The organism is Alteromonas sp. ASW11-130 (assembly GCF_026183735.1).
Classification (GTDB): Bacteria; Pseudomonadota; Gammaproteobacteria; order Enterobacterales; family Alteromonadaceae; genus Alteromonas.
On sequence record NZ_JAPFRE010000045.1, the window covers coordinates 188,059 to 209,091 of the forward strand.

Consider the following 21,033-nt stretch of genomic DNA (forward strand, 5'->3'; position numbering starts at 1 on the left):
AAAACGTCGATCCACTTACCCTAAGAAGGTTAATAATGTGGCGGCGGGGTTTCTTCTGACTGCTTGGCAATGTTGGACGGCTCGATAGTTTTTACTTTTTGCAGTACATGCTTCATTTGATATTGAAGTTTTTCTAACTGATGCTGCTGACCCGTCAATGCATCGTTTAAGAGTTCTATCGTGTGTTCTTGAAACGCCACTTTAGTTTGTAGGTCTTCAATATGCTGTGCAGCATTGTACAATTGCTGTTCAAGGGAGGAGTTAGTCATTTTTGCGGCTCCATAATTCTGCTAATCCGCTGCTGCTTTCGGTTAGAATGTGTTTATCACCTTTATACCCTACGCCATAGACTACGGCGCTGGGAGGACTCATATTGGCTCGCGGTGCTACCTTCCACTCGTTGATCTGCTCACCCGTTTGAACATTCCATTCATAAACTCGACGAGAAGGCGCCCCAGTTAGTAAACGCTTACCATCTTTTGAAAACACAGCATCGGTAAAAATTTTCTGCCGCGCAATATACTGCAAATTACTCACCGGTGCACCGGTTTGTGCATTCCAGATCTGAGATTTTTGCTGACTATCAGCGGTAAACACGTATCGCCCTTCATCGTCAATGGCCACCAGTGTTACTCTGCTTGGGTGGGTAAAGGTATGGATGATCTGCCCGGTCTCGGTGCTCCATAAATACGCTACATAATCATTGCCACCACTCAGTGCATACTTCCCATTGGGAGAAATATCGACACTGTTCACTTTTTCCTGATGACCTAGAAACTCCAGACGCCGGCCGGTCTGAGGCTCAAAATACATCACTTTACCATTTGAACGGCCTACCAGAATGCCTTTCCCCTGATTTGCCACTGCAATATCCCGCACCGAAGACTCGTCAATTCGCCAGAAGCCGATTGGCTCTCCCCGCTGCATGCTCCACAACGCAAACGCTTCTCTGTCAGAAGTGGCAACGAATTGATTGTCTGCAGAAATATGTACAGAAACCACTACATTGCTTCCTGCCCCTTGATGACTCCATTGATAAACTGGTTCTTCTTTACCGTATTGCCAGACGTTAATGCCTTGTGTAAGGCTGGAAACTACCGAAAAGCGACCGTCCGGACTAATATCGGCAGCAAATGCTGCTTCTTCAGCATGACGCCATACTTTTTCTGGCTTCGTATCGGGAACAGAACACGCAACCAAAACAAATATTAAAAAGGCTATTGTTAACGCTTTAGGGAACAATTGTTAATGATTCCTGTCAAATGGGTTTCGCTTTGTCATTACTACGTTTACCATAGCACGGAACACGTTTAATTTTATACTGTAACGATCTTGACGAACGTTACCACGTAGCAGTACAACTATTGCCTCGTTTAACGTGCCCAAACGACATGGTAAAAGTACGATTTTAACAATAATATGGAGAAGATTTTTATGCGTAAGTCGCTAGTCGCCTTATCCACTCTAACTGCGCTGGGCCTTTTTGCCTGCCAACCTAATACTAATGAAGAAAGCACCGCTACTACAGACAAAGCTGAAGCAGTCGAAACGGCGAATACTGGAAGCCAAGCCAGCGATATGAGTGATGCACAAAAGCAAGCTTATGCGATGGGTGCTAGCATGGGGCTTTTTGTTGAGAACAGAGCAAAACAGCAAAAAGAATTAGGTGATGAAATGGATCAAGACGCGCTCATGCAGGGCTTTAAAGATGCATTGAACGCCAACCTTAAGTTCTCTCAACAGGAAATCCAGCAATTCGCCCAAGAAGGCGAGCAAGCGTTGCGTGCGAAGCAGCAGGAAGTAGCGGCGAAAAAGTCCGAAGAAAATATTGCTAAAGGCAAAGAATATCTCGCTGAGAATGCGAAAAAAGAAGGTGTTAAAACTACTGATTCCGGGCTTCAATATGAAGTACTTGAAGAAGGTACAGGCCAGCGTCCTGAAGCAGAAGATACCGTGAAGGTACATTACCGCGGTACTCTACTGGATGGAACCGAGTTTGATTCTTCGTATAGCCGTAATGAACCTGCAGTATTTCCACTTAATCGCGTGATTCCTGGATGGACTGAAGGTGTTCAGCTTATGAAAGAAGGTGCAAAATATCGTTTCCACATTCCGTCTGATCTCGCTTACGGTGAACGAGCTACTGGCAATATCACGCCAAATTCGACCTTAATTTTTGAGGTGGAGTTGTTAGAGGTTATGCCAAGAGGCGATGAAGAAGCCACTGAATAATTTCTGAAGAATATACGAAAAAAAGCCGACAGATTAGCTGTCGGCTTTTTCCTTTTAGGGGAAGAGCGTAATCCGTGCTCGCCTTATTCCAATCGTGAAAACTCTATTATGAATTTACACGCGACCCGGATTAAATATTCGGGTATTGATTAATTTCGACTTATCGAATTGTCACTTAAGTATAGCTTGGATTTATAAATTAGCCCCTCCTTCAGCACTTATCATTAAATCGATTTGTACTAATCAAAACACTTTAATAGCTAAATGTTTTAAAGCCAAAATCCTCTACGTCTTTCACGTTTAAGCGTTAATGTGGCGTAATGACGAATCATGGTCAAACCCACTTTATAAAGTATAGCTCCAGCTAATAGATATGCCAGTTTTCTTACATTTTCCCAGCTGTCAAAAATATCAAAAAAGCCCGCGATAACGAGCATCGTGCCAGTGAGAAAAAGAATAAAGCCTGCGATAGTTACCCCCAAGTTCATTGCCGTCGGCGGCTGAGAGCGGGTGGAATAACTTCTGAACATATCATTCACCGTGAAAAACAACTTCAAGTAGATTTATGACCGCTTTGCCTTAAAAATGTTCATAAATTAACCATTAAATGATTTTCATGGTTTGTCGACTTAGTTTTACTGATGTTTAGCGAAAGCGGGCCGATAATCTATTTTATTGATATACCACTCTTTTTTTCCAGAAGGGGTGGGCACTACACAGACATCGTCAACTTCTTTTTTAAGCAGTGCGCGTGCCATTGGTGAGTCGATTGAAATGACTTCTTTTTCGTCACCATATATTTCCTCTGGGCCAACGATTCTAAAAGTGTGTGATTCACCCGCTTCATTTTCAATTTCTACCCAGGCTCCAAAAAACACTTTCCCTTCCTGTTGAGGGGAATAATGCACCACAGTAAGTTCGGGTAAAAGCTTCCGAAGGTAACGAACACGCCGATCAATCTGCCTTAATAAGCGCTTGTTGTAGGTATAATCAGCATTCTCTGAGCGATCACCCAGGCTGGCGGCCCATGTCACAATTTTAGTTATCTCAGGGCGTTTCTCGAACCACAAATGATCGTGCTCGTCTTTTAATTTTTTATAGCCTTCTGGGGTGATGAGTTTAGTTTTCACTTTCTAATAGACTCATGATGAAAATTCGCTTCTAAATCGCAATGTGTGTGTAAAAAGTTGAATTGGCTCAATGATGCCAATGAGTGACTATGATACAACAGTTATTTACCGAAATAACGCCAGTATTTACTGCTATGATCCAGATGAGTTGTACACAACAACGTGAGAGAAGCGCTGATTTAGTAAATATGTTAACATCGGCTCAAACCTAACACGCATGAAATGGATATACGCATGCCTTATTGTGTTCGCTGGATGCCTCTTCTTTTCGGTAGTATTTTTCTTGCTTTTAATGTCCACGCCTCCCAACGAGCTGATGATAATTTCACACCGCAAACGTCAATCTGTACCTATTGTAAGGGCAGAGAAATAACGGTATCAGTAGATGCCGCTCATCACAACTTTCACACTATCGATAATCGCTATGCGCCTTTTGCGAAAGTGCTTAGTGCAGACGGGTTGGTCGTTAAACCAAACCATCAAAAATTTTCTCAGCGCTCGTTAAAGTCAGCAGATATCTTGGTAATCGCAAATGCGCTTCATAAGAACAATGTTGCAAATTGGGACCGCCCCCATTACCCGGCGTTTTCTCAAGCTGAGCTCAACGCCGTTTACGAATGGGTATTTAAAGGGGGAGCGTTGTTTCTTATTGCTGATCATATGCCATTTCCCGCCGCCTCGGCCGAGCTAGCGAGTTTATTTGGGTTTGGCTTTTTTAATGGCTATGTGGAAGTGACCGGTCATTCTGAGCAATTTTTTTCGCTCAGTGACAATAGCTTGATGCCGACCCCAGTAACAACCCAGCGTAAGGACTACCCAGTCACACAAGTGCAAGGCTTCCTCGGTCAAGGTTTCACTATTCCGCCAGAGGCTATCCCGGTTATGCAATTCGTTTCCCCCGCAATTTCGTGGATGCCACAAAAATCGTGGAACATTAACGATAAGACGCCCTTTTTCAACGCAACAGGGCTTTACCAGGGTGCTTTACTTCAAGTCGGCGAAGGAAGAGTAGCCGTGTTTGGCGAGGCGGGTATGTTCACAGCGCAAATTGTGGAAGATAAAGATGAAGTCTGGAAATTTGGGCTGAATGCCGCATCCGCTTCTCAAAATGAACAGTTTCTTTTAAACATTATGTCTTGGTTGGCAGAAAAGCTATGAAATCAAAAACCTACATCATTGACCGGGCGTTACATTGGGCTGCAGCATTACTACTATTATTCATGCTAATGAACTTATCCACCCAGCTTCATAACGTTGACTGGGACATAAAAGGGCAAGTTGAACACCGTCAAGATGCGGTTGAATGGCACGCCATTATCGGCATCATCTTACTGTTGCTAACGGTCGTGCGTATTATTTTTCCAAAATTATCAAAAAACGTCATCCCACGTGTAAAACCGAAAAGTCGAAATCATGCGTTTTTTATCAAAACCACACACATCGCAATGTACATTTGCATTGGGTTACTGGTCATTACAGGTATCGCTATGATTAATAATTACGAAATTTCGTTGCACGTTTTTGGCATTGAGCTTGCGCCATCCCGCGAGAATTTCTTTGAAATTTTTCCCAAATTTCACGAAATCCATATGCTACTCAAACAAGCTATTTGGTGGTTAATTGGAATTCATTTTGTGGGGATTTTGTATGCTAAAAAATAGCCAAAAGTGAAGTAAACACGTGGTTTAATAGTAAGTTTGTTCACGTATGCCTTACACACTGTGGATATTGTGGGTAATTGAAGATAACGCAAATTACTTTTCGCTTTTTGGCTCAACCGAGCAGGTTCTATTTTTCCGCTCGATAGCGCCAGCTTCAAAATAGGGATAACTTTAGACGAGTCGAACAGAGGTAATGGAGAGGAATTAACTTCTTATCAGCTAAGCATTAATAAGCACCGAAATTTCTGTTCCTTGCTCACTATTAACTCCTAATGTCCAGTTCTGATAATCGCAAAGTCTTTTAACAATCGACATACCGAACCCGTAACCTGTACTTTTACTTCCCTGCACCCCGGGTTCAAGGAATCGATTGCCAATACTACTTTCGATACCCGTTCCGGTATCACTGACCATCAGCGTGTTGTCGACATAGCGAATGGTTACTTCACCTTTATCCGTATATTGAAATGCGTTGCTCAACAAATTTGCCAGTAGGACATTCAACATGCCGGGCTGAGCGAGAATAGTTGCATGGCAACTATCGTCTACGTTTACCTCTACCGATTTATTGTTTAACAAATAAAGATGGTCCAGCACAGATTGCTCAACCACAGGCATGAGTTGTATCGCTTCTTTTTGACTCACGTTATGTTCTTCCCGTGCCAGCATTAAAAGTGTGGATACCGTGTTTTCCATTTGCACGCATGCTTGCGCTATACGCTTTATATCTGCCTGCTCGGATGAAGTGGTAGCATTGTGAACTTCCAGGGCGTTTTTAATTATCGCCAGCGGGGTGCGTAATTCATGGCTGACATCTCGGGTAAAGCATTTCTCACGTTGCAAGGCATCGTTAAAGGCTATCATGGTGTGTTCGAGCGTAATCGCCAACGTTTTAATTTCGTTAGGCGGAAACTGTTGAGCAAAGCCTTTACGCATTTGACCGGGCTGCATTCCTTCTACCGCTGAAGCCAACTGTTTAAGGGGTTTAGTCGTTTTTCTGCCAATAAACCAGGCAATTATACACGCTATCAACGTTACAATAACGGCGCTAATGACGAAAAATTTAATAACATCGTTTCTTACGGGTCTGACCATTAACTCGCTACTCACTTCGGAGAGCAAAAAGACATTTGGCTGCTCCGGCAGGGGGTAAAGATGATAATGGCGTCCTTGCGAACCCGAAAATTCCTTTCGTTGGGGTTCTTGAATGGCCATGACACGAATATCTTTAGGTAACGAGCGTTTTGAGAAATGAAGCGACATATGCTCTCTGCGCGGTGTAAGCCACTCGCCACTTGAGCGATATTGCTGGCTTAAATACTTCGCTTCCTGTGCCATCTGCTTTTCGATAAATTTATCTTCCAGGTCATACATCAACAGTAGGCTGAGTAGGCTATACACGGCGGAGAGTATAAACGTATAGAGGCAAAAACGTGAAATAACCTGAGTGCTAATGCTGCTGAATTTATCGGTAAAATAACGTTGATTCACGGTTGAGCTTCGCTTTCTGTTTGTAAAGCAAAGCCAACGCCGTGTTTCGTCTTTAACATAGGGAACGAGAAAGGCTTATCTAACACATTACGTAATTGATAAATATGCGAACGGATGGCATCAGACTCAGTGGGTTCGTCACCCCACAATTTGTATGTGAGTTCGCTTCGGCTGACTACCTGCGGATAAGCCTCTGCTAAAACCACCAATATACGATATCCCATGGTCTGTAGCGGCAAGGTAGTGTCTTCTCTCATTACTACCTGGCGTTTTCTGTCGATACGCAGGGGGCCTATTGTCACCACGTCGTTTGTTTGTAACAAATGGCGCCGTGATAGCGCAATACATCTCACCTCTAATTCCTGAAGAGAGAAGGGCTTGGTCAAATAATCATCAGCTCCTGCAGTAAAACCTATCACTTTATCGTCAACGCTGTCTCTGGCGGTGAGCATCAAAACGGGAATGTGTCGCTGTGCTTTGTTCCGCAATTGGCGACACACCTCAATACCGTCAATTCCCGGTAGGTTTAGATCAAGGATCACTAAGTCATAGTATTCTTGCATGGCCAAGGCCAAGCCTTGATCCCCGCGGATGGCAAAATCAATTACATGACCTTGTTGCTCCATAAAGTCGGCAATATTGCTAGCGATATTTTGCTGATCTTCGACTAGCAAAATACGCAATGAAGTAGAATGGTATGACATCGCTATGCTTGTTATTTTTTTGCTAATTATATAGACAAACTTTTTAACATGTCTATGGCAGGCTGAAAATCTGGTTGGCTTTTTAATAATGTTTTCAATGTCCCTTTAGCCGCCGCCACCTCCCCTAGCTGTTGCTGAGTCTGTGCAATCTTCATGTCTAACTTAGGATGTTTAAGACTAGATTGGGCCACTTGCATAAGATCAAGCGCACGTTCAAGTTGGCTGTCTGTATTCGCTACTTCGGTATAGTAATAGCCATACATGCCAATCAAATTCATTTGGTATTGCTCAGGCTGGTGTTCAAATTTAGTAATAGCCTTTCCGTCCCCCGCTAAAAACTCTGCGATAACAGTTAAAGTACGATCCTCAGTATACGGAGTACTTTGCACAGGGGTTAATCCTAATTTTTCGACCACTTTATTAGCAACGTCGACCGTAGAAGTAGGGTTTTGCCCGGTGATAAGGCGTCCGTCAACAGCCACATGGCTTAACATAATTTCACTGGACTCAAATTTTGCGCCTCTTTCTATTAGTTTATCTTCTAGTAAAAATGCAAACTCGTTAATCCACTTTTTACCGAAAAGCTGCTCTTCTTCATTCGTGAAACTGTTAACTTCTTTATCCGCGACCAAATAACTTCCGTCCGCTAGTTTTATGTCCACTAATGCTGCCGGACCATGGCAAACGGCAGCTACCACCCCATCCTGCTGCCATATATCAGCAATCACATGTTGAAGCGCTTTATCTTTAGGTAAATCGAACATGGCGCCTTTGCCTCCGACCACAAATACTGCGGCATAATCACTCGCATCTACGGCACTCGTGGCAAGTGTTTGCTTTAGTTTTTGCATAGCAGTGGGGTCGGCTAACACCTCGGCATTGTATGGCTTGTCTGCATCGTATTTATCGGCAATAGGTGCTCCACCTGCGGGGCTGGCAATATCTACGTGCAAGCCATTACGTTTGAATACAAGGTACGCTTTGGCGAACTCGTCAAATTCGAAGCCAGGCGCAACGTCTCCGGCATCTTCCCCATTACTGCTGAGTACAACCAGAACTTTCTGCTCTTCTTTCGCTACAACAGTTAGTGCACAAAAATAAGTGAGCAGGCCAAGAACTGCGAATATTATTTGTTTAGCATTCATCATCTTTCTCCTTTGTTATCGCTGATAATCGCAGCTTTCCTGTGAAAAATATGTGAAGCCAGACTAACTTTCAGACATAAGTTGTCTAACGCTACTATTTAACGATTTTCTACTTGCCACTAAGCCTATTATCGTCACCGAGGTTAAAATGATGAAAAGCGTCCCAACCAGCCAATACATATCGGGATAATACGGCATTGAAAACTGGGATTGATAAATTAATAACCCGGCCAAATAGGTTCCTAAGATCGCGCCTATTGCTGCAATAGAAGCGGTAATAAGCCATTCGAAAACAGTTAAACGAAAGCACGTGGACCGGCTCAGGCCAAAGCTAAGAATGATGCTGTTTTTCTTTTTGTCCTTGGTTTCAGCCGCTTTGACGGTGGCCATGATAACTATTGCGGCCAGTAAAATTATAATAAATGAAAAGCCACTGACCACCTTGGTTACCATGCCCAATACATTATCGAAACGAAGCATCAGTTCTTTTAATGACACCATGCGTAAAGAGGGGTGATGTCGCCAAAGCTCACTCAGCTGTGCCCAGTCTTTCTCTGCAAGCTCCATGCTTGCCATACTGTATTCAGCAGCATCTAACTGTTGTAATGCGGCCGACGGAATTTGCATCCAAAAAGTGATTACCCCTTTACCTGATTGATATTCGTGAGTAGCGACAATAGTAAACGTTACGCTTTTTGAACCAATAAAAAAGGTCAACTGGTCGCCTAAGCTCAGCTTTAAATCTACCATCACTTCTTTTTCCACAGAGATTTGTTGCCAGTGAGCGGTGTCAGGCTGCCACCATTTTCCATCGACAATGCGATTATTCGCAGGAATATTATCACTCCAGTGCAACCTTATTGGACGCGCTAAGGTGGCTGCACTTTCACTAGGCCTGCCAATAAAATCAAGCAGTGGGGTCGCATTTACTTCGAGTAATTTGGCATAGATGAAAGGTTTTTGCTGACGAAGTGCAATCTGCTTTTGTTCAGCCCATTGGTTGATGAAATTCATCTGTGTTTTTGTCGCCTGGGTGATTAATACATTACCATCGTGTTGCCTGGTGTAATTTCCCATTGATGCGCCAAAGTCTTTTAACAGCATCAGCGTAAACAGCAATAAGAAACAACACAGCCCTATCCCTAATATTTGCGTGCTTTTACTCACTATGCGCTGGCGCATCATGAAAAGTGTAAAAGGGATCAACCCTGACACACTTCGCGTCAAGCGTTCTAACAAATACAACGAAGCCCAGCTAATTGCGATTAATACTACAACACTGAAAAGTGTGGCGAGCACGACCATTAGCGTAAGCGTATAATTATCCGAATACAAAAGCGTGATAACGCATAGCCCCAGCAGTGCGGTTAACTGACTCTTCCATTGGCGTTTTGTCGAATGCTCGCCCTTTAGTAACTGTGCGGGTGAGCATTTCAATAGCGCTAACCAAACCCGAGAATGGAACAACATAAATACCACCGCCACAATAGCGATTGAACTAAACGGCGCTTTCACATCCCATACCCACTCGATTCCGTTAAACGTGTTCCCTAGCCATTTAATGGTCAGCCAGTGCAAACCAGCAGAAAACAGGAGCACAACAGGAAGCATCCAAAGAAACCCAAATATCCACTTAAACCATGACACCATCAGACCCATTGATTTTGAAGCCGTCATGCTCATACATAGCGCAGAAAAAAACTGATCCTTGCGCACATGTACATGGGAAAGCTGCTCTATCCCAATCGCAGCCATAAAGAAAAGAATGATAGATGCCAGCCCCATAAAGTTTTCAGCTCTTATCCAAAATAGAGCTAACGGATGCCCGCCACGCTTATGGTGCACTTTTGCAGCGGGGGCATTTTCCGCCTGCCACGTTAATATTTTTTCAATATTGTTCTGATCTGCTGCGATAAGATAGCGATGTTGAATCACTTCTTCAGGAAAATGTAACGAAGGTAAATCTTTGACGTTCATCATGGCCCGCATCTCAACATTGTGAGATTCCATCAGTCGATCCGGTTCGTGCAATAAGATTCGGGAAACGTGAAAACTGTGATTACCTAATTGAAGAGTGTCGCCCACCTTTACACCCAAAACAGTCATCAGTCTGGGTTCGAGCCAAATGCTCCCTGATTCGGGCACGCTTATTCTACCTGAGCCTGGTTTGTCACTGTGCTCTTCATCAAACCTCTGCGTTGCCTGTATTTCACCCTGTAACGGGTAATCCATGTCGACAGCTTTCAGCAATACCTGCTGCCATTGTTCATTATTGGTCAGCATGGCTTTAAGCTGCCGCGTATGAACAACGTCCTTCGCCAGAACGTTTAACTGTTGAAGTTGAGCAGGGGTAAATGGTTGCGAATGAGACAGCACCACATCTGCGCCAAGCAAAGATTGTAAATTTTGTTCTAGAAAATGTTGGATATTGGCACTGGTGAGACTTAAGGTAATAATAAATACCAATAAAATTCCTTGGGTCCACCGTAGCAATACTTGGTGGCTTGCGTACTTTTCCTGTTGAAAAAGATACCATGCTAACGTTAAGGCATTCTTCAACATTGGGCTAACCTCAGCGTACTGTTGGTCAGTTGAGTACAGGTTCCCAATTCAAGGTGATATACATGCTCAGCCCGTTGCGCCAAGCTTTCGCTATGGGTGACCACTACTAGAGCGGCATTATGTTGCTCACAACAGGAAAATAAAAGGTCAGCAATTTCATTGGCATTTTCAGAGTCAAGATTACCGGTAGGTTCATCGGCAAATATAAATTTGGGGTTAAACACCAAGGCCCTGGCTATCGCCACGCGTTGTTGCTCGCCTCCACTTAATGATGAAGGCTTGTGATGAAGCCGGCTTGCTAAACCAACTTTTGCTAACCATTCTTCGGCTTTATCTTCAGCGTATTTTTCTCCTCTCAATTTTAGTGGCAACGCAACATTACTTAATGCCGAGAGTTCGGGCAGTAGATGAAATTGCTGGAAGATGAAACCTATATCGTTGCGTAGCGCATCCAGCTTACGCGTTTTATTTGATTGCATATAACAAAGCCGACCGGAAAAAGGCTTTTCAAGCCCAGACATAATCATCAACAAGCTGGTCTTCCCAGTTCCCGAGGGACCACTTATCGCGTAGGACGTTCCCTGCTCTATGGTTAGATTAAGATCGCTGAAGAGCGTTATGCGCGAGCTATTATCAATGAATTGTTGGCTCACATTTTTTAACTGGATCTGACTTGGCATTGCTCGCTCGTTTTTTTACGTTTCTTAGAATAAGTAAACTAATCCACCGTGTGTGAAATAGTTGTGAAAGTAAAAACGACCCGATATTTTTATTTAGAAAAAACTTGCCTGATTTTAATCTTCCCCCTTATCGCATCAATGCTATACTGCGCCTCTTGTTTTTGCGTGAAATGAACCTATCTCTTGGCTCAGACATTCATTCTTCAGCCCTAATTAAACATTCATTTGATAATCTATGATCATATCGACTATTGCGAAAGAACTGGCAGTTAAAGAAAGCCAGATTGAAGCTGCCGTTAATCTACTTGATGGAGGCGCCACTGTTCCCTTTATTGCCCGATACAGAAAAGAAGCGACTCAGGGGTTGGATGATACTCAGTTACGTAACCTTCAACAGCGTTTAACTTACTTGCGGGAATTGGAAGATCGCCGCAACGTAATTCTTAAGTCAATTGACGAACAGGGTAAGTTAAGCGACGAATTAGCGGCGCAAATTAAAGGGGCGGACAGTAAAACCACGCTGGAAGATTTATATCTTCCTTATAAGCCTCGTCGTCGTACCAAGGGGCAAATTGCTATTGAAGCAGGGCTTGAGCCGTTGGCTGACAATTTGTTTGCTAACCCAGAATTGAACCCTGAAGATGAAGCTCAGTCATTTGTTGATTCCGAAAAAGGCGTCGCTGATACCAAAGCAGCGCTGGAAGGTGCACGCTTTATTTTAATGGAACGTTTTGCTGAAGACGCAGGGTTGTTAGCCAAGGTTCGTCGCTACCTTATTGACAACGCCCTGATGGTCAGTTCTGTGGTGCCTGGTAAAGAAAAAGAAGCGGCCAAATACAAAGACTATTTTGAGCATCAGGAAAAATATAAAACCGTTCCTTCGCACCGTGCATTAGCCATGTTCCGTGGTCGAAATGAAGGCATGCTGCACATCCAACTCAATGCTGATCCAGCGAATGAATCTGCCAGCCAGCATTCAGAGTGTGAAAACATTATTGCAGAACATGTCGGCATTCAGGATAAAGGCCGTCCCGCTGATGCCTTCTTGCAGCAAGTGGTGAAGTGGACCTGGAAAATTAAAATCGGCATGCACATGGAAACAGAGCTATTCGCCAGTTTACGAGAAAGAGCCGACGAAGAAGCCATTAATGTGTTTGCCAAAAATCTGAACGATTTGCTGATGGCTGCTCCGGCTGGTTCACGCGTTACCATGGGCCTGGATCCCGGTTTACGTACTGGCGTTAAAGTAGCCATTGTAGATGCTACTGGTAAAGTATTGACGACTAACACTATTTATCCTCACGCGCCGCAAAATCAGTGGGATAAATCTTTACGTACCCTGGCGGTGTTGTGCCAACAACATAAAGTCACCTTGATCAGTATCGGGAATGGTACGGGTTCGCGCGAAACCGACAAGCTGGTAGCAGAAATGCTTAAAGCTAACCCTGAACTTAAAGCGCAGAAAATTGTAGTCAGTGAAGCTGGCGCTTCAGTTTATTCTGCCTCTGAATTAGCGTCGCGAGAACTACCAGAGCTTGATGTATCCCTACGCGGGGCTGTTTCGATAGCCCGCCGTCTGCAAGACCCTTTGGCCGAATTAGTTAAAATTGAGCCTAAGGCCATTGGTGTCGGTCAATATCAGCATGATGTTAGCCAGAGCCAACTAGGTAAGTCTCTTGATCAGGTAATCGAGGACTGTGTTAATGCAGTAGGTGTAGACTTGAACACCGCATCACCGGCGTTACTCAGTTACGTTTCTGGATTGAACAAAACGCTGGCGAATAACATTGTTATGTTCCGTAATAGCAATGGTGCATTTGCTGATCGCAAAGCGTTGTTAAAAGTTGAGCGTTTAGGCCCGAAAGCGTTCGAACAAGCAGCTGGATTCCTACGCATTAACGAAGGTACCAATCCGCTTGATCGCTCTGCGGTACACCCTGAAGCCTACCCGGTTATCGATAAAATCGTTTCGCAAACCAATGTTGCGGTGAATGATTTAATTGGCAACACCGAGTTGTTGAAGAAGCTATCCCCGGATACCTTCACAGATGAACAATTTGGTTTACCCACTGTTAAAGATATTCTTAAAGAGTTGGATAAGCCAGGCCGTGATCCACGCCCTGAATTTAAGACTGCTTCCTTTAAAGAAGGTGTGGAGACTATCGCCGATCTTAAACCGGGTATGATTTTAGAAGGCGTGGTCAGCAACGTAGCGAATTTCGGTGCTTTTGTTGATGTAGGTGTGCATCAGGATGGTTTAGTGCATATTTCAGCACTAACCAATAAGTTCATTTCTGATCCACGCGAAGTGGTAAAGGCTGGTGATATCGTTAAAGTCAAAGTGATGGAAGTCGACGTAGAGCGTAAACGTATTTCCTTCACCATGCGGCTTGACGAAACGCCTGCCCCAGCTAAAGCAGCCGCACCTAAAGGTAAATCAGCGACGCCACGCTCTCCCAATAAAGGACACAATAAAGGCCCCCGTAAACCGGCGCAAACACAAAATGCTGCTATGGGTAATGCCTTTGCCGATGCGTTTGCTAAAGCGAAGCAGAAGTAAGTTTATACGTTTTACTTTTATACATAAAAGAAAATGGAGGGATGCAATGTGTCTGCGTCCCTTTTATTGCACTAATTAGCTTTCTCATTCAAACAATTCGCCATCAAGATCACGGTGTTTTGCTGCAACTTTTCGGCATCCCGATGAAAATCGGGACCTCCTCACTTGTTACTGCGAACGTAAATAGAAGGTATGATTTCGATACGCAGGGGAATGGGGATGTCAGGTTTCTAATGAAGGAGATCGTGATTTTCATCACGATGACGGAGGCTGGCCGGTGACGGGGTTGGCCGATGACGGGGTTGGATATTACGCTAAGCGCTTGCTGAGAAACCCTCGTTTCTTGGTGCTGATATGGTTTGATAAAACTGTTGAATAACGCCTGTTCTAATGGCCAAATCACCTTCTTTAGCTATATTTTTAGATGGCGTATTGTCTAAATCAGATAAGCTTGCCTTTAATCCCGCTGTTGAGGACGTTTGTGTCTTTTCTTTAGCTAATTCAGCTTTTGCTTCGGCAGATTTTTGTTCCGCCTCAGCAGCCACTTTTAAATCTTGTTGAGAGGGTTGCTCAGGTGCCAGCGCTGCTGCCCGCACTTGTTCCATCTTTTGAATGGTTTTCTCTGGGGACGCGGCTTCAGAAATATCGATAGACACTTCGCCGCCTACGGCGTAACGTTTGCCATCTGGGCCTTGCTTATATTCATATTGAGGCGAACCTGCGTACTGCCCACCTACGGAAGCGTGTGCTTCTTCATGACGCCGCACTTCTGCATCGCGATCTTTTAATTCTTTAAGCTGTTGTTCTTCAGCTTGTTGTTTTTGTTTATCTTCGGCGCTTTCTTTACCTGCACTTTCACCATTGGCTGCGTCTTGCTGTTTACCACTATTTGCGGCATCTTCCTGTTGGCCAAATGCTTCACTTACCTGAGGCTGTATTTGGGGCTTTTCATACACGAATGGACCGCTAGGTTGGCCAGGTGAGCGCGCACGGTCAGAATCTGAACCAAGCCCTTTATTGTTATCGCCTTGCTCTGCTGTGGAGGTGGCGGGAATAGTTTCTCTAGAAAGGTTGTCACGACGCGCTGCCTCCGTATTGACGTTGGCAGTGCTAAACACCACATTGGTAGGGATGGGCGTGACAATATTCATCAGCGCTTCTTACGCTAGGATATCAATGATAGTACCGAGATTGTCAAAAGAAGTGCCTAATACTTTTGCATTAGCTTCGGCGTTGATACTTCCCATCTTCAACGATACTAAATCGGAAGTCATGTTGCCTGCTGGAGCAGACGACTGACCTGATGTACTCGAACCACTTCCACTTTGGTTCTGACTTTCTGAAGTTTGCATGGTACGTTCAGCGATATTCTCTGAGGCTTGCGTAATATCTGCCTGAGCTTGTTGAAGACCACTATAGCCTGCCGCAATAGCCGACCCTATACCTGAATCAATACTGTTCAAAATACTTCTACCTCTTACTACCCGAGGCTAATTATTATACAAATCGGTGTTAATTAAAAAGGCAATTCCGCCAAAACGGCCTATTTAGCGTATCCAAAATCATACTTAGGTAAGCTGGGTCATAACAAAGTGTCGTATTATATCCGCGGTCTGCTGTGGATGCGAAATAAAAGGGGCATGGGAAGCGTGCGGCAATACCACGGTATCTGCATGAGGATGCAATTTACATATCTGGTCAATACTGCTGGGTGGGACCAGGCTGTCCAGTCTGCCGTATAAACGCAAGGTGGGTTGTTTAATACGGTTTATTTCGTGGCGTAAATCTTCAGAAGATAAAAGCTTTAACCCTTCAGCCAAGGCTTTTCGGGCTGGTTCGGGAAAATCGTGAATGGCCTGTCGAATAGCTTTGATATCTTGTCTGGCAGTGGTGCTACCCATTGCTTGTATTGCTAAAAAGCGTTCAATCGTTTTTTTGTAATCCTGAGAAAGCTGCTGTTGAAACTGGGCGAGTAACGTTGCATCGATACCTGGCCAGCCAGGTGCCTGTTCAAATTTTGGCGACGCGGCTATGGTAACCATTGCGGCGATTTTGCTCTGATGCTGTAGTGCCAGGTGTTGCGCCAGCAAACCACCAAACGACCAGCCGACAATGATAGCATCCGTTGACAGTTTAGCCGCGACCAACTCTGACAAAGCAGGCAGGGTAAAGGGTTCGGGAACCACATGACTATTATCGCCAAAGCCCGGTAAATCAATAACGGTTAACGTAAAATCTTCTTGCAAATAGGGAAATAGTTTTGCAAATGCTCCGCCATTCATCCCCCAGCCATGTAAGAAAAACAGTTCTTTTCCTGTACCAATAGATCGACTGTTCAGCACATTGGGTTTATGAGAATCTTGCACGTCATACTTCCTAATCATTTTTTTCAACTACATACCGATATACGAGGTAAGCAGATCGATGTTAAAACGCCTTTTGCCGAATTTGGCGTGTATGCTTTGTCACCAGCATAGTTCCAGCGTGGTATGTCAGTTTTGTAGATATGATACCGTGTTTTTTCATCATACTGATAAACCATCGAATTTACTGCTTCGACCAGAGGTGGCTAAATATGTTAAGCACTCGGCAATTGATGGGTTATATTCAATTGGTCCTTACCAGTGGCCGCTTAATAAGCTGATAGGCAGGCTTAAATCGTCCCGGGACCTATTACCGGCTGGTGTGCTGGCTGATTGGTTTGCCGAGTCGATTGCAAATGCAGATTTGCCGTTATTGCCAGAAGCTCTGTTACCTGTACCCATTACCTATTGGCGCTATTACCAACGTCGCTATAATCAAGCTGTAGAACTGGCAAACCTGATTGGAAAAAAAATTAACATCCCCGTTGATACACAATGGGCTAGACGCAAGACGGCTAAACAGCAAACGGGCCTTAATCGGCAGCAGCGGTTACAAAACTTGCGCCGGGCATATATCGTTAGTGATGGGTTACCGTATCGTCATCTAGCCATTGTAGATGATGTAATCACTACAGGCAGCACGGTAGATGTCCTTGCCAAACAACTCAAACGGGCTAATCCACGCGTTAAAATTGATGTGTGGGCGACGGCGGTAACCCTCGCCCCACTGGTTAATCGGTCTTAATTAATATGCGCAGATTGATAAATGGCATTACTCATCAGCTTGTTGGTGCCGTACCAATACCCTCTAAAGTGGATATTGTCGGTAAAGGCAATTACCGCTCCTTCACCTAACGGCTGACTGATAACCGCCGTGGTGGCGGCAACCATTTTCACCAATTCTGGTGCAGTGTAGCCTGCTAGCAACGGTTCCTGATTATAGCGAGCGATGGTCGTAAAGGGCGAGTTATCACTCTTCACTATTAAGTTACTGGATTTAAACACCGGTATCGTTAGACGTTCATAACCATAAAAAACAGGGTGTGACGAATCGATTACCATCTCGTAAGTCGCCCCCGCTATGAGTTTTTTGGCTTCCAGTGCTTCTTTATCGGCATAGCGCAAACCCTCTGTGGAAAAGGCTTCGTCAATGGCAGCGTCTTCTTCAATTTCAACATTAAGCCAACCGTTAGACTCAAAATATTTAAGCGCCGACTGCTGACCAATCAACACGCCGCCTTCTTGGATCCAACCACTTAATTTTGCAGCAAACAGTTCATCTAATGGCCCATAGTCTCCGCTAACGAACACCACGTGAGTATAGTCCTGTAACGGCACTTCTTTCAGGCGGCTAAGTTCTACAATACTGACGGGTAATCCAACTTTGGTATCAAGATAGTGCCACACTTCACCTACATCGTATTCGGTGGACTCTTTGCCGCCAACTAACAGTAATTTAACCGGCTCAATCGGTACCATACGGCTACTGCCTAAATCGATACCGTGACTGGTTAACCCTGTGGCTATTGAATGGACAGGCACCCCAGATTGTTGGCTTAATTCTTTTACTATTGAAAAAACATCTTTGTCCTGTAACGCCATCGGGATAAGAATAGTGCCACGGGAAAATTTATAGTTCTCATTGTTGGTAAGGGTAGCGGTAAACGTATCCCCTGCAGAGCGCACCTTTACGTCTTTTTCTAGCAATGCTTGCAATAGTGCTGGCGCGTAATAGTGATGCCACTCGAATGCATAAGCGTAAGATTTCGCATCAATCGTTTCTACATCTGATCGCGCTAACGTAAACGATTCTGAGGCTTTGACCCGTCTCCGGTTACGATGGCTAACCACATCAAACTCAACATTGAAGGCATAGGGTAGGTTCCAGCTTGATACATCATAGAACGTATTGTCAGTAAAGGATGTTCTGGTTGAAAATAACGATTTCACCAGGCGGTATTGGGGCTGGTTTAACGGAATAAATAAGGTAGCCCCCGGCTCATAGCGACGTTTGTCTACTTCCAGTGCTTTGGTCACACCATGATACTGTATCTGATGTTGATCAAGTAGATTAATCATAGCCTGTGCCCGTTGCTTGTCCTGCGGGATTCGCATTACATGACCAAAGGCGTGATCCTCATCAATTAGCTTTTGTGTGTTCTTGGCAAAGTTAGATTGGTAGTTCAGTAATGCAGCTTTATTGGCCAGCGCCCCTGCAAACGTACTTAAACTGGTGGTGACTTGATTTTGAATCGTATCGGCAAATTTTACCTCACCATTTATGGATGTCTGAAGGTGACCCCGACTGCTTGCCTGCTCAAATAGGATCCCAATACTGCCGTGGGCGTCGGGATAGGTTGATCCTTTGCCATAATAAAAGTCATCAAAAGCTTCCTGGGAAAAATATAATACTTTTTTGTCGTCAAAGGCTTTGGCATGAAACTTCGCCAATGCTTCGGTCAGCGTGACATTAGCATCAGGCGTCCAAGGATTCTTACGAGAGGCTACACCCGGTTGGAAAAAGTACGTACTGTCAGTGTCCATTTCATGAAAATCGGTAAGCACATGGGGCCGCCATTTATGAAATTGACGAATACGAGCCTGTGATTCTGGATGAGTGAGTAGCAACCAGTCGCGGTTTAAATCGAACCAATAATGATTAGTGCGTCCCGAAGGCCAACCTTCCTGATGTTCACGGTGTTCGCGATCAGCATTGAGTTGTTTACCTTTGTGCATATTAGCCCAGTGAGCGAAACGGGATAACCCATCCGGGTTTAGCGAAGGGTCGAGTAACACAACCGCATTACTGAGGAGCTTTTCGATGTCATTTCCTTGTGCCGCAGCGAGATAATAAGCGACGACCATGGCAGCATTACTACCGGACGGTTCATTACCATGAATGCTGTACCCCATATATAAAAAGAGGGGGGCCTCTTTGCCTACATTTTGCTTGCTGTCGAGGGCAGCGATATGTTGATTGCGCAGGGAGTCGATTTTGCTTTGATTATCTTTGCTGGTAGCGGTAACTAACACTAGCGGTCTATTTTCATGGGTATAACCCGTCACTTCAATTGACAGACGATCAGACGCCTTTGCCAGTGTCTGCATATAACCGACCAATTGATCGTGCCGAACATGCCACTCTCCGACTTTATTGCCTAGATAAGCTTCTGGAGTTGGAATGGCGGGATTAAACGTAACATTTTTGGGTAGATAATCCTTTGCTGCTCTTCCACCTTCATCCATGTGAGGAAATTGAGCTAATGACTGAGTCGCGCATGTTAATAGCGCTAAACCAACCAACGATATCAATATTCTCAGCTTATTCATTGCAAAACCTTTTTCTTGTCTGCTGTATCAGAACAAATTTCTATACAATACTTGACTGTTTTAGTCAGGTAAATTTGTTATCATAGTCTCAACATTAATTCGAGACAGGATTTGTTAATGATCACTATATCAGAAGAAGCACAAGCGCACTTTGCTAAATTGTTGGAAAAACAAGAAGCTGGGACCAATATTCGCGTATTTGTGGTGAACCCTGGTACATCATCAGCAGAGTGTGGTGTCTCCTATTGTCCCCCGGACGCAGTAGAAGACTCCGATATACGCCTGCCGTTTAACGGTTTTGATGCCGTGGTAGATGAAGAAAGCGCACCCTATTTAGACGACGCTGAAATAGATTACGTCACTGATCAAATGGGGTCACAGCTTACGCTTAAAGCACCTAACGCAAAAGCGCGCAAAGTAGCCGATGACGCGCCGCTGGTTGAACGCGTCAATTACATGATTGAGTCAGAAGTGAACCCTCAGCTAGCCAGTCACGGCGGTAAAGTGGTACTGACTGAAATTACTGAAGATGGTTTTGCGGTACTTCAATTCGGTGGCGGCTGTAATGGGTGTGCCATGGTAGACGTGACGTTAAAAGAAGGCATCGAAAAACAGATGCTGGAGGAGTTTGCTGGTGAACTCAAAGGCGTTCGAGACGCTACTGAACACCAGGCTGGCGAACACTCCTACTACTAAGATGGATGGCGACACTCGCTTCTTTGGCCTAAGCAAAAGCTGGCACCGTTTCAAATGGGGGCTGCTGGTTTTTGCGCTAGGCGCTAGTGGCATGCTTTTTACCGACGAACAAAGCATTGTTACCTTATGGGTGAGTGTCGCAATTATGCTGCTTGGCTTTGCCTTAGCCATGAGCGGCTACCTGGGTATCTTTCTGAATCGCTTTAATCGCTTGCGCGAGACCCGTTCTCGTTCTAATCCATTTGATAAATAGCTAATTCCCATCCACAACAATCTATGAGCACTCAGCGTGCAAGTTTTTCCCTTTCGTTCATTAAGATGAGAAAGGTGTAGCGAGGCTAGCCCTAGCAAAACGGGTTAATATGTACTCTGCATGTCTTACCCCTACGCCGGAGACAACGCATAAGTTATAAACTTTCTGTTCCCTTCTTTCAATAAGTGCGCCTTTCTAATACTTCGCCACGATTACACGACATGAT

Annotated in this window: 20 protein-coding genes; 7 read left to right on the plus strand and 13 right to left on the minus strand. The window is 44.5% G+C overall.

Going from position 1 to position 21,033, the window contains the following annotated elements:
* Nucleotides 1-29: 29 nt before the first annotated feature.
* Both OPS28_RS16020 and OPS28_RS16025 read right to left on the minus strand, forming a co-directional pair.
* Entirely contained in the window at nt 30-269 is a 240-nt protein-coding gene (locus OPS28_RS16020; protein ID WP_265610470.1) for a SlyX family protein, read from the minus strand.
* Entirely contained in the window at nt 262-1,242 is a 981-nt protein-coding gene (locus OPS28_RS16025; RefSeq protein WP_265610471.1) for a WD40 repeat domain-containing protein, read from the minus strand. The genes OPS28_RS16020 and OPS28_RS16025 overlap by 8 nt, the downstream gene beginning before the upstream one ends.
* 192 nt (nt 1,243-1,434) lie before the next feature.
* Here OPS28_RS16025 and fkpA point away from each other — a divergent pair, with 192 nt between their 5' ends.
* Nucleotides 1,435-2,232, plus strand: coding sequence for an FKBP-type peptidyl-prolyl cis-trans isomerase (gene fkpA, locus OPS28_RS16030; protein ID WP_265610472.1), 798 nt, complete (start codon nt 1,435-1,437; stop codon nt 2,230-2,232).
* A gap of 269 nt (nt 2,233-2,501) precedes the next feature.
* Here the strand turns inward: fkpA and OPS28_RS16035 are convergent, their stop codons facing one another.
* Both OPS28_RS16035 and greB read right to left on the minus strand, forming a co-directional pair.
* Nucleotides 2,502-2,762, minus strand: coding sequence for a hypothetical protein (locus OPS28_RS16035; RefSeq protein WP_265610473.1), 261 nt, complete (start codon nt 2,760-2,762; stop codon nt 2,502-2,504).
* A gap of 105 nt (nt 2,763-2,867) precedes the next feature.
* A complete protein-coding gene (gene greB, locus OPS28_RS16040) occupies nt 2,868-3,362 on the minus strand; it encodes a transcription elongation factor GreB (protein WP_265610474.1) in 495 nt (164 codons plus the stop codon).
* Between the two features lie 234 nt (nt 3,363-3,596).
* Between greB and OPS28_RS16045 the strand changes: the two genes are divergently transcribed.
* A complete protein-coding gene (locus tag OPS28_RS16045; protein WP_265610475.1) occupies nt 3,597-4,520 on the plus strand; it encodes a DUF4350 domain-containing protein in 924 nt (307 codons plus the stop codon).
* Nucleotides 4,517-5,023 (plus strand): cytochrome b/b6 domain-containing protein, encoded by a 507-nt coding sequence (locus OPS28_RS16050; RefSeq protein ID WP_265610476.1) that lies wholly within the window; start codon nt 4,517-4,519, stop codon nt 5,021-5,023. Before OPS28_RS16045 ends, OPS28_RS16050 begins: the two co-directional genes overlap by 4 nt.
* Before the next feature lie 219 nt (nt 5,024-5,242).
* On the opposite strand, the gene OPS28_RS17110 is transcribed toward OPS28_RS16050, so the two are convergent.
* From OPS28_RS17110 to OPS28_RS16075, 5 genes are read right to left on the minus strand one after another with little or no spacing between them, the layout of a single operon-like run.
* A complete protein-coding gene (locus OPS28_RS17110; RefSeq protein ID WP_265610477.1) occupies nt 5,243-6,514 on the minus strand; it encodes a sensor histidine kinase in 1,272 nt (423 codons plus the stop codon).
* Nucleotides 6,511-7,218: a response regulator transcription factor gene (locus tag OPS28_RS16060; RefSeq protein ID WP_265610478.1), complete on the minus strand. Its 708-nt coding sequence runs from the start codon at nt 7,216-7,218 to the stop codon at nt 6,511-6,513. The genes OPS28_RS17110 and OPS28_RS16060 overlap by 4 nt, the downstream gene beginning before the upstream one ends.
* Before the next feature lie 26 nt (nt 7,219-7,244).
* Entirely contained in the window at nt 7,245-8,366 is a 1,122-nt protein-coding gene (locus OPS28_RS16065; RefSeq protein ID WP_265610479.1) for a type 1 glutamine amidotransferase domain-containing protein, read from the minus strand.
* 60 nt (nt 8,367-8,426) lie between these two features.
* Nucleotides 8,427-10,925 (minus strand): ABC transporter permease, encoded by a 2,499-nt coding sequence (locus tag OPS28_RS16070; protein ID WP_265610480.1) that lies wholly within the window; start codon nt 10,923-10,925, stop codon nt 8,427-8,429.
* Nucleotides 10,919-11,605: an ABC transporter ATP-binding protein gene (locus tag OPS28_RS16075; protein WP_265610481.1), complete on the minus strand. Its 687-nt coding sequence runs from the start codon at nt 11,603-11,605 to the stop codon at nt 10,919-10,921. Before OPS28_RS16075 ends, OPS28_RS16070 begins: the two co-directional genes overlap by 7 nt.
* 235 nt (nt 11,606-11,840) lie before the next feature.
* Here OPS28_RS16075 and OPS28_RS16080 point away from each other — a divergent pair, with 235 nt between their 5' ends.
* On the plus strand, nt 11,841-14,165 hold the full coding sequence (locus OPS28_RS16080; protein ID WP_265610482.1) for a Tex family protein: 2,325 nt from the start codon (nt 11,841-11,843) through the stop codon (nt 14,163-14,165).
* A 314-nt stretch (nt 14,166-14,479) separates the two neighbouring features.
* On the opposite strand, the gene OPS28_RS16085 is transcribed toward OPS28_RS16080, so the two are convergent.
* From OPS28_RS16085 to bioH, 3 genes are all read right to left on the minus strand, one after another.
* The gene (locus OPS28_RS16085; protein WP_265610483.1) at nt 14,480-15,316 is read right to left on the minus strand and encodes a putative metalloprotease CJM1_0395 family protein; all 837 of its coding nucleotides are present in this window, start codon (nt 15,314-15,316) and stop codon (nt 14,480-14,482) included.
* A 9-nt stretch (nt 15,317-15,325) separates the two neighbouring features.
* Nucleotides 15,326-15,628, minus strand: a complete 303-nt coding sequence (locus OPS28_RS16090; RefSeq protein WP_265610484.1) for a hypothetical protein — start codon at nt 15,626-15,628, stop codon at nt 15,326-15,328.
* A 105-nt stretch (nt 15,629-15,733) separates the two neighbouring features.
* Nucleotides 15,734-16,531 (minus strand): pimeloyl-ACP methyl ester esterase BioH, encoded by a 798-nt coding sequence (gene bioH, locus OPS28_RS16095; RefSeq protein WP_265610485.1) that lies wholly within the window; start codon nt 16,529-16,531, stop codon nt 15,734-15,736.
* A 58-nt stretch (nt 16,532-16,589) separates the two neighbouring features.
* Here bioH and OPS28_RS16100 point away from each other — a divergent pair, with 58 nt between their 5' ends.
* Nucleotides 16,590-17,273 carry a ComF family protein gene (locus OPS28_RS16100; RefSeq protein ID WP_265610486.1) on the plus strand — a complete coding sequence of 228 codons (684 nt, stop codon included), beginning with the start codon at nt 16,590-16,592 and terminating at the stop codon, nt 17,271-17,273.
* Here the strand turns inward: OPS28_RS16100 and OPS28_RS16105 are convergent.
* Nucleotides 17,270-19,858 (minus strand): M14 family metallopeptidase, encoded by a 2,589-nt coding sequence (locus OPS28_RS16105; protein WP_265610487.1) that lies wholly within the window; start codon nt 19,856-19,858, stop codon nt 17,270-17,272. The genes OPS28_RS16100 and OPS28_RS16105 overlap by 4 nt on opposite strands.
* Before the next feature lie 117 nt (nt 19,859-19,975).
* Between OPS28_RS16105 and nfuA the strand changes: the two genes are divergently transcribed.
* On the plus strand, nt 19,976-20,554 hold the full coding sequence (gene nfuA / locus OPS28_RS16110; protein ID WP_265610488.1) for a Fe-S biogenesis protein NfuA: 579 nt from the start codon (nt 19,976-19,978) through the stop codon (nt 20,552-20,554).
* 1 nt (nt 20,555) lies between these two features.
* Nucleotides 20,556-20,807 (plus strand): hypothetical protein, encoded by a 252-nt coding sequence (locus OPS28_RS16115; RefSeq protein WP_265610489.1) that lies wholly within the window; start codon nt 20,556-20,558, stop codon nt 20,805-20,807.
* Nucleotides 20,808-21,033: the final 226 nt, after the last annotated feature.

Bases quoted from the DNA above. Each gene is read 5' to 3' on its own strand.
- OPS28_RS16020 (WP_265610470.1), bottom strand. From the start codon at position 269: ATGACTAACTCCTCCCTTGAACAGCAATTGTACAATGCTGCACAGCAT.
- OPS28_RS16105 (WP_265610487.1), bottom strand. From the start codon at position 19,858: ATGAATAAGCTGAGAATATTGATATCGTTGGTTGGTTTAGCGCTATTA.
- fkpA (WP_265610472.1), top strand. From the start codon at position 1,435: ATGCGTAAGTCGCTAGTCGCCTTATCCACTCTAACTGCGCTGGGCCTT.
- OPS28_RS16035 (WP_265610473.1), bottom strand. From the start codon at position 2,762: ATGTTCAGAAGTTATTCCACCCGCTCTCAGCCGCCGACGGCAATGAAC.
- OPS28_RS16050 (WP_265610476.1), top strand. From the start codon at position 4,517: ATGAAATCAAAAACCTACATCATTGACCGGGCGTTACATTGGGCTGCA.
- OPS28_RS16075 (WP_265610481.1), bottom strand. From the start codon at position 11,605: ATGCCAAGTCAGATCCAGTTAAAAAATGTGAGCCAACAATTCATTGAT.
- OPS28_RS16060 (WP_265610478.1), bottom strand. From the start codon at position 7,218: ATGTCATACCATTCTACTTCATTGCGTATTTTGCTAGTCGAAGATCAG.
- OPS28_RS16080 (WP_265610482.1), top strand. From the start codon at position 11,841: ATGATCATATCGACTATTGCGAAAGAACTGGCAGTTAAAGAAAGCCAG.
- OPS28_RS16115 (WP_265610489.1), top strand. From the start codon at position 20,556: ATGGATGGCGACACTCGCTTCTTTGGCCTAAGCAAAAGCTGGCACCGT.
- OPS28_RS16070 (WP_265610480.1), bottom strand. From the start codon at position 10,925: ATGTTGAAGAATGCCTTAACGTTAGCATGGTATCTTTTTCAACAGGAA.
- nfuA (WP_265610488.1), top strand. From the start codon at position 19,976: ATGATCACTATATCAGAAGAAGCACAAGCGCACTTTGCTAAATTGTTG.
- OPS28_RS16085 (WP_265610483.1), bottom strand. From the start codon at position 15,316: ATGAATATTGTCACGCCCATCCCTACCAATGTGGTGTTTAGCACTGCC.
- OPS28_RS16045 (WP_265610475.1), top strand. From the start codon at position 3,597: ATGCCTTATTGTGTTCGCTGGATGCCTCTTCTTTTCGGTAGTATTTTT.
- OPS28_RS16100 (WP_265610486.1), top strand. From the start codon at position 16,590: ATGTTAAAACGCCTTTTGCCGAATTTGGCGTGTATGCTTTGTCACCAG.
- OPS28_RS16065 (WP_265610479.1), bottom strand. From the start codon at position 8,366: ATGATGAATGCTAAACAAATAATATTCGCAGTTCTTGGCCTGCTCACT.